The sequence below is a fragment of the Kitasatospora sp. NPDC004669 genome (assembly GCF_040609455.1).
Lineage (GTDB): Bacteria > Actinomycetota > Actinomycetes > Streptomycetales > Streptomycetaceae > Kitasatospora.
In genome coordinates this window covers 60,058-71,254 of sequence record NZ_JBEXKB010000051.1, presented here as the reverse complement: position 1 = coordinate 71,254, position 11,197 = coordinate 60,058, and the positions used below count along the sequence as shown (strand labels likewise).

Here is an 11,197-nt window from a genome sequence, read left to right as displayed (position 1 = left end):
CCCCACCACCCGCCGTTATGGGGTGACCCCCCCCCCCCGGCCGCCGGACCCGAGATCTCGGGTCCGGCGGCCGTTCTGCTCACCGGGCAGGCGCAAGGTGCACCCGGCAGGCGTAATGTGGAGCCCTACTCGCCAGTAACTTGAAGGGCAGGCCACCTCTCATGACCACCGCGACCCGCAGCGAGTTCGACCAGGGCATCGCCCTGACCAGACATCCCGAGGAGTCCGGCCGCTACGACGCCGAGCTCGGCGCCGGCTGGCAGATCGGCGGCGGGGTCAACGGCGGCCTGCTGCTCGCCGTGGCCGGACATGCGCTGTCGCTGGAGCACGGCGAGCACCCGGACCCGGTGTCGATCAGCGGTTACTACCTGTCCGCCTCCACGCCCGGTCCGGCCACCGTCCGCACCGAGGTGCTGCGCAGCGGTCGCGGCCTGTCCACCGGCACCGCCTCGCTCAGCCAGGACGGCGTCGAGCGGTTGCGGGTGGTGGCCAGCCACGGCGACCTCGCCGCCGCCGAGGGCGAGGTGCGCACCAGCGCCACCCCGCCGCAGCTGCCGCCGCCGGACCAGTGCATCGGCGTCGAGCACGCGCCCAAGCAGCTGATCGAGCAGGCCGCCCTGCTGGAGCGCTTCGACCTGCGGCTCGACCCGGCCACCGTCGGCTGGGCGCTCGGGCAGCCCTCCGGCGCCGGGCGGATCCAGGGCTGGTTCCGGCTCCGCGACGGCCGTGAGCCCGACCCGCTGCTGCTCCTGCTGGTCGCCGACGCGCTGCCGCCGGTCACCTTCGACCTCGGCATGCCCGGCTGGGCCCCGACCATCGAGCTGACCGTCCACCTGCGGGCCAAGCCGGCCCCGGGCTGGCTGCGGGTCACCCACGCCACCCGCAACCTGGCCGGTGGCTACTTCGAGGAGGACGCCGAGATCTGGGACGAGGCCGGCCGTCTGGTCGCCCAGTCCCGCCAGCTGGCCCGGGTGCCGCGTTCGTCGTGAGGTGACGCGGATCCGGCGTGAGGTGACTCGGAGGCGGCCACCGGTATTACCGGTGGTTACATTCCTGTGACACGCCGTACGTGTGTGGCGCGCGGAACTGGGGAGTAACACGGTCAGCGGCGAGCCCTCGCCGCTGACCGTCACCGCCGACGGTCGCCCGCCGACGCCAGGAGCCTCGATGACCAGCCGCAAGGGCCGCGCCCGCCGTAACTCCGACTGCACCGCCGGCGGCTTGCGGCCCGCGCTGCGGGCGCCGCACCGGCCGCGGCCGGTCGAGGGGGCCGAGCAGGCGTTCGTCATCGGGGTGCTCACCAACGCCGCGGACTTCCGGCGGGCCCGGGCCTGGGGTGTGACCGACGCTCCCGACTACGAGCGCTACCTGGCCGACACCGCCGAACTGCTGGCCGACGCCCTGGAGCGGTTCGAGACCGTCCGGGCCCGGATGTTCCACCCGCAGGACTTCGAGGAGTTCTGCCTGCTGCACCGGCTGGACCCGGCCGAGCCCGCCTCCCGCGACCGGTACCTGGTCAACCCGCCGCTGCAGACCCAGCTGCTGGCCTACCAGGGCGAGGAGCTGGCCGGGGACTTCGTGCCGCGCCTGGTGAGGGCCCGGGAGAACGGGCTGACGCTCTGCCACGCGGACCTGCTGCTGGACGGCGGTCTGTACGGGGGCGCGGGCGAGATCGACGAGGAGCACGCCCGCTGGGTGCGCGCCGCCTACCAGCGCGGGGGCGAGGTGTTCCGCCGGATGCTGGTCGGCGCGGGCGCCGGGGTGTACGAGCTGCGCCTGCAAGTGGACGCGCCGGACGGGAAGCTCACCGCCGCGGCCCGGGTGCTGCAGTGGGAGGACGGCGTGGTGCGGATCAACGACGAGGACCTGGAGCTGGTCTGCGCGGTGCTGTGCACCGGGCTGGCGCTGGAGCTGCCGGGCGTCGCGGTGCTGCACGGCTCGCAGGGTTCGGCCGCCTCCTGCGGGGAGTACCTGCCGGCCGCCTGGGCCTGGTCGAGCGGCGGGCCGGACTGGGCGCCGGCCGCCCGGACGGTGCGGCTGGACGGGGTGGCGGCGCAGCCGGGCTACAGCCTGGGCACGGTCTGCTGAACTGCTGCTGCCGCGCCGAAGGGCGCGTTGGTACCGAAGGCGAGGTGGCGGTCACCGCAACACCGCGGCGCGGCCCCCGGATCCGGGGGCCGCGCCGTGACGTTTCTGCTTGTCAGCACGAGTGAAACGCGTGCTGGCTTCCATTGATGGGAGCCGGTGCGGTGAGCGTCAGCTCGCGTCCTCCTCGCGCACCGCGCGGCGCGCGTCGGGGTTGAGCACGCCCCAGGAGATCAGCTGCTCGGTGAGGATCGACGGCGACTGGTCGTAGATCACGGCCAGCGTGCGCAGGTCGTCCTGGCGGATCGAGAGCACCTTGCCGTTGTAGTCGCCGCGCTGGCTCTGGATGGTCGCCGCGTAGCGCTGCAGCGGGCCGGCCTTCTCGGACGGGACCTGGGTCAGTCTCTCCAGGTCGAGGACCAGGCGCGGCGGCGGCTCGGCAGCGCCGCCTGGGGTGCCGCCGGGCAGGAGCTCCTGCACCGGAACGCCGTAGAACTCGGCGAGCTCGGCCAGCCGCTGCACGGTGACCGCACGGTCGCCGCGCTCGTACGAGCCGACGACGACTGCCTTCCAGCGCCCCTGGGACTTCTCCTCGACACCGTGCAGGGAGAGCCCCTGCTGAGTGCGGATCGCTCGGAGCTTGCCTCCGAGCTGCTTCGCGTAGTCGCTGGACATTGATCTCCCCGGACGAGATTGCTTCGCGTTCAGTGGTGGGTCACGGGCGATCGTCGACGCCGTTACCGGTGGGTTCGACGGCCGTCTCGTAACTCACTGTGAGGTTACGTAGAGTAAGGTAGTTGCGTCAAGCCGAATGGGGCACTCGTGCGAATGGCCTGCATCATCGGTGCGTCCAGGGCGTTAACCCGATGAAGCGGAACGGTGGACGTCCATTTGCCTCCCGGGGCGCTGATAGAATGACCCGAAGCCCACGCCCGGTTAGGCGGGGGCAGATCCCAGACATCCTTTAAGGCCCGTCCCGTGAGGCGGGGAAGGAGGTCCGCTTCGGCATGACCGCACACCAAGAACCGACGCCGCGGCCGCCGCACCAGGTGCTGGACGGCACGGACATCGCCCGGGTCGTCACCCGGATAGCGCACGAGATCGTCGAGCGCGCCAAGGGCGCGGAGGACGTCGTGCTGCTCGGCATCCACACCAGGGGCGTCCACCTCGCCCGCCGCCTGCACGGCCGGCTGGCCCAGATCACGGGGCGCGAGATCCCGCTGGGCACCCTGGACATCACCATGTACCGGGACGACCTGCGGCTGAAACCCGCCCGCGCCCTGGAGCACACCGAGATCCCGCCCGGCGGCATCGACGGCAAGCTGGTGATCCTGGTCGACGACGTGCTCTTCTCCGGCCGCACCATCCGCGCCGCGCTCGACGCGCTGAGCGACATCGGCCGCCCGCGCGCCGTCCAGCTCGCCGTCCTGGTCGACCGAGGCCACCGCGAGCTGCCGATCCGGGCCGACTACGTGGGCAAGAACCTCCCCACCTCGCTGCGCGAGGCCGTGCAGGTGCGCCTGTCCGACACCGACGGCGTGGACGCCGTCCTGGTCGGCGACCGCGACTACACCGCCCGCAGCTCGCAGGCCCTGGCCTCCCAGCCCACCGAACCGCACCTCCCGGAGTAACCCGCGTGAAGCGCCACCTCGTCTCCGCCGCCGATCTCAGCCGCGACGACGCGCTGCTGATCCTGGACACCGCCGAGGAGCTGGCCCAGCTCTCCGGCCGGGCCGTCAAGAAGCTGCCCACGCTGCGCGGCCGCACCGTCGTCAACCTCTTCTTCGAGGACTCCACCCGCACCAAGACCTCCTTCGAGGCCGCCGAGAAGCGGCTCTCCGCCGACGTCATCAACTTCTCCGCCAAGGGCTCCTCGGTCTCCAAGGGCGAGAGCCTCAAGGACACCGCGCTGACCCTGCAGGCGATGGGCGCCGACGCGGTCGTCATCCGCCACCACGCCTCGGGCGCGCCGGCCCGACTGGCCCAGTCCGACTGGCTGCACGGCAGCGTGATCAACGCCGGTGACGGCACTCACGAGCACCCCACCCAGGCGCTGCTCGACGCCTTCACCATGCGCCGCCACCTGAACGCGGGCCTCGGCAAGGACCTCGCGGGCCGCCGGGTCACGATCGTCGGCGACATCCTGCACAGCCGGGTCGCCCGCTCCAACGTGCACCTGTTGACCACCCTCGGTGCCCAGGTCACCTTCGTCGCCCCGCCGACCCTGCTGCCGATCGGCATCGAGAACTGGCCCTGCGAGATCAGCTACGACCTCGACAGCGTGCTGCCCAAGACCGACGCGCTGATGATGCTGCGGGTGCAGCGCGAGCGGATGAACGCCGCGTTCTTCCCGACCGAGCGCGAGTACAGCCGCCGCTACGGCATGAACGGCATCCGGATGGCCCAGCTGCCCGAGCACGCCATCGTGATGCACCCCGGCCCGATGGTCCGCGGCATGGAGATCACCGCCGAGGTCGCCGACTCGCCGCGCTGCACCGTGGTCGAGCAGGTCGCCAACGGAGTCTCCGTCCGGATGGCCGTCCTCTACCTGCTCCTCGGCGGAGCCGTATTCGCCGATGGTCCCGCCGAACCCGCCGCCGCCCCCCGCACCGACTCCGTGGAGACCGCCCAGTGACCAGCTACCTGATCCGCAACGCCAAGATCCTGGGCGGCGCCCCGCAGGACCTCCACCTCGCCGACGGTGTCGTCAAGGCGATCGGCACCGGCCTGGCGGTCGAGGCGGACATCGAGATCGACGCCACCGGCATGATCGTCCTGCCCGGCCTGGTCGACCTGCACACCCACCTGCGCGAGCCCGGCCGCGAGGACGCCGAGACCGTGCTCACCGGCACCCAGGCCGCCGCGATGGGCGGCTTCACCGCCGTCCACGCGATGGCCAACACCACCCCTGTGGCCGACACCGCCGGCGTGGTCGAGCAGGTCTGGCGGCTCGGCCAGGAGGCCGGCTACTGCGACGTGCAGCCGGTCGGCGCCGTCACCGTCGGCCTTGAGGGCAAGAAGCTCGCCGAGCTCGGCGCGATGCACGAGTCCGCCGCCGGCGTCCGGGTCTTCTCGGACGACGGCAAGTGCGTGGACGACGCGGTGCTGATGCGCCGCGCCCTGGAGTACGTCAAGGCCTTCGACGGCGTCGTCGCCCAGCACGCCCAGGAGCCGCGGCTGACCGAGGGCGCCCAGATGAACGAGGGCCAGGTCTCCGGCGAGCTCGGGCTCGGCGGCTGGCCGGCCGTCGCCGAGGAGTCGATCATCGCCCGCGACGTGCTGCTCGCCGCGCACGTCGGCTCCCGGCTGCACGTCTGCCACGTCTCCACGGCCGGCTCGGTCGAGATCATCCGCTGGGCCAAGGCCAAGGGCTGGGACGTCACCGCCGAGGTCACCCCGCACCACCTGCTGCTCACCGACGAGCTGGTCCGCTCCTACGACCCGGTGTACAAGGTGAACCCGCCGCTGCGCACCGCCGAGGACGTCCAGGCGCTGCGCAAGGCGCTCGCCGACGGCACCATCGACGCCGTCGCCACCGACCACGCGCCGCACCCGGCCGAGGACAAGGACTGCGAGTGGGCCGTGGCCGCGATGGGCATGGTCGGCCTGGAGACCGCGCTGTCGGTCGTCCAGCAGACCATGGTCGACACCGGCCTGCTGAACTGGGAGGGCGTCGCGGACCGGATGTCGCACCGTCCGGCCCGGATCGGCCGTCTCACCGGGCACGGTCGGCCGATCTCGGCTGGTGAGCCGGCGAACCTGGTGCTGTTCGATCCCGCGTACCGTGGTGCCGTGAACCCGGACAACTTCGCCACCCGCAGCCGCAACACCCCCTACAAGGGTCTGGACCTGCCCGGACGGGTGCACGCCACCTTCCTGCGCGGTCGCGCCACCGTGCTGGCCGGCGAGCTGGCCGAGCAGGGCGGCCTGGCATGACCGAGCTCGCCGACCGAGCGAGCGGCGCGGTGACGGCGTACGCCACGCTCGCCAAGGAGCAGGCGAAGGTCACCAACTGGCCCGGGTACATCGGCTGGTCCATCGGACTGCTGATCATCATCGGCCTGGTCTACTGGCTGATGCGCCAGGGCTGGAACTGGCGGCGCACCCTGCAATCCGGCATCCCCCCGCTGCCCGCCGTGCCGGCCCGCACAGGCCGGACCATCCTGGAGACCAGCGGCCGGTACCACGGCACCACCACCGCCGGTAACTGGCTCGACCGGGTCGTCGCGCACGGCCTGGGCACCCGCAGCCGTGCCGACCTCACCCTCGGCGAGGACGGCCTACTGGTGCAGCGCCCCGGCGACACCGACCTCTGGATCCCGGCCGAGCACCTGACGGGTGCCCGGACGGACTCCGGGATCGCCGGCAAGGTCGTCCCCTCCGGGCTGCTCGTCGTCACCTGGACGCACGAGGGCACCGAGCTGGACTCCGGCTTCCGGGCCGACCACCCCGATGAGCACACCGCCTGGATCGAGGCGATCGCTCAGCTTGCAACACGTACGAAGACGAAGACGGAAGAGGCCGCTCAATGACCGCACCTGCCCCCACCACGCAGCGCCAACGGCGGGAGCGCCCGTTTTTCGACCGTGCTGCCGCCGTGCTCGTCCTTGAGGACGGCCGGACCTTCCGCGGCCAGGCCTACGGTGCGATCGGCGAGACCTTCGGCGAGGCGGTCTTCAACACCGGCATGTCCGGCTACCAGGAGACCCTGACCGACCCGTCGTACCACCGCCAGGTGGTCGTGATGACCGCCCCGCAGATCGGCAACACCGGCTGGAACGACGAGGACGACGAGTCCAAGCAGATCTGGGTCGCCGGCTACGTCGTGCGCGACCCCGCCCGGGTGGCGTCCAACTGGCGCTCCCGCCGCTCGCTGGACGAGGCGCTGGCCGACCAGGGCATCGTCGGCATCAGCGGCATCGACACCCGCGCGCTGACCCGCCACCTGCGCGAGCGCGGCGCGATGCGCTGCGGCATCTTCTCCGGCGAGGCGCTGGCCGACCCGGCCGCCCTGCTCGCCCGGGTGCAGCAGTCGCCCGAGATGAAGGGCGCCGACCTGTGCGCCGAGGTGGCCACCACCGAGCCGTACGTCGTGCCCGCGATCGGTGAGAAGAGGTTCACCGTCGCCGCGCTGGACCTCGGCATCAAGGCGATGACCCCGCAGCGGATGGCCGAGCGCGGCATCGAGGTGCACGTGCTGCCGGCCAACTCCACCCTGGAGGACGTCTACGCGGTCAACCCGGACGGCGTCTTCTTCTCCAACGGCCCGGGCGACCCGGCCACCGCCGACCACCAGGTCGCCGTCGCGCAGGGCGTGCTGGAGCGGGGGACCCCGTTCTTCGGGATCTGCTTCGGCAACCAGATCCTCGGCCGTGCCCTGGGCTTCGGCACCTACAAGCTCAAGTACGGCCACCGCGGCATCAACCAGCCGGTGCAGGACCGCACCACCGGCAAGGTCGAGGTGACCGCCCACAACCACGGCTTCGCGGTGAACGCGCCGCTGGACAAGGTGAGCGACACCCCCTACGGGCGGGTCGAGGTCTCCCACGTCTGCCTCAACGACGACGTGGTCGAGGGCCTGCAGGCGCTCGACGTGCCCGCCTTCAGCGTGCAGTACCACCCTGAAGCGGCCGCCGGCCCGCACGACGCCGCCTACCTGTTCGACCGCTTCGTGAACCTCATGGAGGGCCAGCGTGCCTAAGCGCACTGACATCAAGTCCGTCCTGGTGATCGGGTCCGGCCCGATCGTCATCGGCCAGGCCGCCGAGTTCGACTACTCGGGCACCCAGGCCTGCCGCGTCCTCAAGGCCGAGGGCCTGCGGGTCGTGCTGGTCAACTCCAACCCGGCCACGATCATGACCGACCCGGAGATCGCCGACGCCACCTACGTCGAGCCGATCACCCCGGAGTTCGTCGAGAAGATCATCGCCAAGGAGCGCCCCGACGCGCTGCTGCCGACCCTGGGCGGCCAGACCGCGCTGAACACCGCGATCTCGCTGCACAAGGCGGGCACGCTGGAGAAGTACGGCGTCGAGCTGATCGGCGCCGACGTCGAGGCGATCAACAAGGGCGAGGACCGCGACCTGTTCAAGGGCGTCGTCGAGGCCGTCAACGCCAAGATCGGCTACGGCGAGTCCGCCCGCTCGGTCATCTGCCACACCATGGACGAGGTGCTGGCCGGCGTCGACACGCTCGGCGGCTACCCGGTCGTGGTGCGCCCCTCCTTCACCATGGGCGGCGCCGGCTCCGGCTTCGCCCACCACGAGGAGGACCTGCGCCGCATCGCCGGCCAGGGCCTGGCCCTCTCGCCGACCACCGAGGTGCTCCTGGAGGAGTCCATCCTCGGCTGGAAGGAGTACGAGCTGGAGCTGATGCGCGACAAGAGCGACAACGTCGTGGTCGTCTGCTCCATCGAGAACTTCGACCCGATGGGCGTGCACACCGGTGACTCGATCACCGTCGCCCCGTCGATGACCCTCACCGACCGCGAGTACCAGATCCTGCGCGACATCGGCATCGCCGTCATCCGCGAGGTCGGCGTCGACACCGGTGGCTGCAACATCCAGTTCGCCGTCAACCCCGTCGACGGCCGGGTCATCGTCATCGAGATGAACCCGCGCGTCTCCCGCTCCTCGGCGCTCGCCTCCAAGGCCACCGGCTTCCCGATCGCCAAGATCGCCGCCAAGCTGGCCGTCGGCTACACCCTGGACGAGATCCCCAACGACATCACCGAGGAGACCCCGGCCTCCTTCGAGCCGACCCTCGACTACGTCGTCGTCAAGGTGCCGCGGTTCGCGTTCGAGAAGTTCCCGAGCGCCGACGCCACGCTGACCACCACCATGAAGTCCGTCGGCGAGGCCATGGCGCTCGGCCGCAACTTCCCCGAGGCGCTGCAGAAGGCGCTGCGCTCGCTGGAGAAGAAGGGCTCCCAGTTCAGCTGGGCACAGCCGGTGGGGGCCGACGTAAGCGCAGCCGGGCTGCTGGTCAAGGCCGCCGTGCCGACCGACGGTCGGATCAACACCGTGATGGACGCCATCCGGGCCGGTGCCACCGCGGAGGAGGTGTTCGAGGCCACCAAGATCGACCCGTGGTTCGTCGACCAGCTCTTCCTGCTCGACGAGATCGCCCGCGAGATGGCCGAGGCCGCCGAGCTGACCCCGGAGCTGCTGCGCCACGCCAAGCGGCACGGCTTCTCCGACCAGCAGATCGGCGAGATCCGCGGCCTGCGCTCCGACGTGGTCCGCGAGGTGCGCCACGCGCTCGGCATCCGCCCGGTGTTCAAGACCGTCGACACCTGCGCCGCCGAGTTCGCCGCCAAGACCCCGTACTTCTACTCGTCCTACGACGAGGAGAACGAGGTCGCCCCGCGCACCAAGCCGGCCGTGATCATCCTCGGCTCCGGTCCGAACCGCATCGGCCAGGGCATCGAGTTCGACTACTCCTGCGTCCACGCCTCCTTCGCGCTGGCCGAGGCCGGGTACGAGACCGTGATGGTCAACTGCAACCCGGAGACCGTCTCCACCGACTACGACACCTCCGACCGGCTCTACTTCGAGCCGCTCACCCTGGAGGACGTGCTGGAGATCGTCCACGCCGAGCAGCAGGCCGGCCCACTGGCCGGTGTGATCGTCCAGCTCGGCGGCCAGACCCCGCTCGGCCTAGCCCAGGCACTCAAGGACAACGGCGTGCCGATCGTCGGCACCCAGCCCGAGGCCATCGACCTCGCCGAGGAGCGCGGCGCCTTCGGCCGCGTGCTGCGCGACGCCGGCCTGCCCGCCCCCAAGCACGGCACCGCCTTCTCCTTCGAGGAGGCCAAGGCGATCGCCGACGAGATCGGCTACCCGGTCCTGGCCCGCCCGTCCTACGTGCTCGGCGGCCGCGGCATGGAGATCGTCTACGACGAGGCCTCGCTCGCCTCCTACCTGGAGCGGCACGCCGGTCTGATCTCCGAGCACCCGGTGCTGATCGACCGCTTCCTGGACGACGCGGTGGAGATCGACGTCGACGCGCTCTACGACGGCACCGAGCTCTACCTCGGCGGCGTCATGGAGCACATCGAGGAGGCCGGCATCCACTCCGGCGACTCCGCCTGCGCGCTGCCCCCGATCACCCTCGGCGGCTACGACATCAAGCGCCTGCGCACCTCCACCGAGGCCATCGCGCGCGGCGTCGGCGTCCGCGGCCTGATCAACATCCAGTTCGCGCTGGCCGGGGACATCCTCTACGTGCTGGAGGCCAACCCACGCGCCTCCCGCACTGTCCCGTTCACCTCCAAGGCGACCGCCGTGCCGCTGGCCAAGGCCGCCGCCCGGATCTCGCTCGGCGCCACCATCGCCGAGCTGCGCGCCGAGGGCCTGCTCCCGGCCGAGGGCGACGGCGGCACGCTGCCCGCCGACTGCCCGATCTCGGTCAAGGAGGCCGTGATGCCGTGGAGCCGCTTCCGCGACATCCACGGCCGCGGCGTGGACACCGTGCTCGGCCCGGAGATGCGCTCGACCGGTGAGGTCATGGGCATCGACAATGTCTTCGGCACCGCCTACGCCAAGGCGCAGTCCGGCGCGTACGGCGCGCTGCCGACCAAGGGCAAGGTCTTCGTCTCGGTCGCCAACCGCGACAAGCGCAACCTGGTCTTCCCGGCCCGGGCGCTGGTCGGCCTGGGCTTCGAGGTGCTCGCCACCGCCGGCACCGCCGAGGTGCTCCAGCGCGGCGGCATCCCGTCCACGCTGGTGCGCAAGCACAGCGAGGGCGAGGGCCCGAACGGCGAGAAGACCATCGTCCAGCTGATCCACGACGGCGAGGTCGACCTGATCATCAACACGCCGTACGGCACCGGCGGTCGCCTCGACGGCTACGAGATCCGCACCGCGGCCGTCTCCCGCGGGGTCCCGTGCCTGACCACCGTCCAGGCGATGGGCGCGGCCGTCCAGGGCATGGACGCGCAACTGCGCGACGAGGTCGGGGTGATGTCGCTCCAGGAGCACGCCGAGCTGATCAACGCCGGTCGCAAGTAGCACCACCGCAGTGGGGGGCACCGGAGCCGGATTGGTGCCCCCCACTTCCATGCCCGCCCGTCGTCCGCCGTCACCCCTCAGTCGACGGGCTACGCCCGGGC

Annotated in this window: 9 protein-coding genes; 8 read left to right on the top strand and 1 reads right to left on the bottom strand. The window is 71.5% G+C overall.

Annotated elements, in window-relative coordinates; all coding sequences use genetic code 11:
* The first annotated feature begins 161 nt into the window (after positions 1-161).
* Positions 162-989 (top strand): thioesterase family protein, encoded by an 828-nt coding sequence (locus tag ABZW30_RS33040; RefSeq protein ID WP_355674907.1) that lies wholly within the window; start codon positions 162-164, stop codon positions 987-989.
* Positions 990-1,167: 178 nt separating this feature from the next.
* A complete protein-coding gene (locus tag ABZW30_RS33035) occupies positions 1,168-2,088 on the top strand; it encodes a hypothetical protein (RefSeq protein WP_355674906.1) in 921 nt (306 codons plus the stop codon).
* A gap of 168 nt (positions 2,089-2,256) precedes the next feature.
* Here the strand turns inward: ABZW30_RS33035 and ABZW30_RS33030 are convergent, their stop codons facing one another.
* Positions 2,257-2,760: a transcriptional regulator gene (locus ABZW30_RS33030; RefSeq protein WP_030056198.1), complete on the bottom strand. Its 504-nt coding sequence runs from the start codon at positions 2,758-2,760 to the stop codon at positions 2,257-2,259.
* Between the two features lie 332 nt (positions 2,761-3,092).
* On the opposite strand from ABZW30_RS33030, the gene pyrR reads away from it, so the two are divergent.
* Genes pyrR through carB form a run of 6 tightly spaced genes read left to right on the top strand, consistent with a single transcriptional unit; the run spans position 3,093 to position 11,096 of the window.
* Positions 3,093-3,716: a bifunctional pyr operon transcriptional regulator/uracil phosphoribosyltransferase PyrR gene (pyrR, locus tag ABZW30_RS33025; protein WP_355674905.1), complete on the top strand. Its 624-nt coding sequence runs from the start codon at positions 3,093-3,095 to the stop codon at positions 3,714-3,716.
* 5 nt (positions 3,717-3,721) lie between these two features.
* The gene (locus ABZW30_RS33020; RefSeq protein ID WP_355674904.1) at positions 3,722-4,720 is read left to right on the top strand and encodes an aspartate carbamoyltransferase catalytic subunit; all 999 of its coding nucleotides are present in this window, start codon (positions 3,722-3,724) and stop codon (positions 4,718-4,720) included.
* The gene (locus tag ABZW30_RS33015; protein ID WP_355674903.1) at positions 4,717-6,021 is read left to right on the top strand and encodes a dihydroorotase; all 1,305 of its coding nucleotides are present in this window, start codon (positions 4,717-4,719) and stop codon (positions 6,019-6,021) included. Before ABZW30_RS33020 ends, ABZW30_RS33015 begins: the two co-directional genes overlap by 4 nt.
* Entirely contained in the window at positions 6,018-6,617 is a 600-nt protein-coding gene (locus ABZW30_RS33010) for a hypothetical protein (RefSeq protein WP_355674902.1), read from the top strand. The genes ABZW30_RS33015 and ABZW30_RS33010 overlap by 4 nt, the downstream gene beginning before the upstream one ends.
* Positions 6,614-7,786 carry a glutamine-hydrolyzing carbamoyl-phosphate synthase small subunit gene (gene carA / locus ABZW30_RS33005; protein ID WP_355674901.1) on the top strand — a complete coding sequence of 391 codons (1,173 nt, stop codon included), beginning with the start codon at positions 6,614-6,616 and terminating at the stop codon, positions 7,784-7,786. Before ABZW30_RS33010 ends, carA begins: the two co-directional genes overlap by 4 nt.
* A complete protein-coding gene (carB, locus tag ABZW30_RS33000) occupies positions 7,779-11,096 on the top strand; it encodes a carbamoyl-phosphate synthase large subunit (RefSeq protein WP_355674900.1) in 3,318 nt (1,105 codons plus the stop codon). The genes carA and carB overlap by 8 nt, the downstream gene beginning before the upstream one ends.
* The last annotated feature ends 101 nt before the right edge of the window (positions 11,097-11,197 follow it).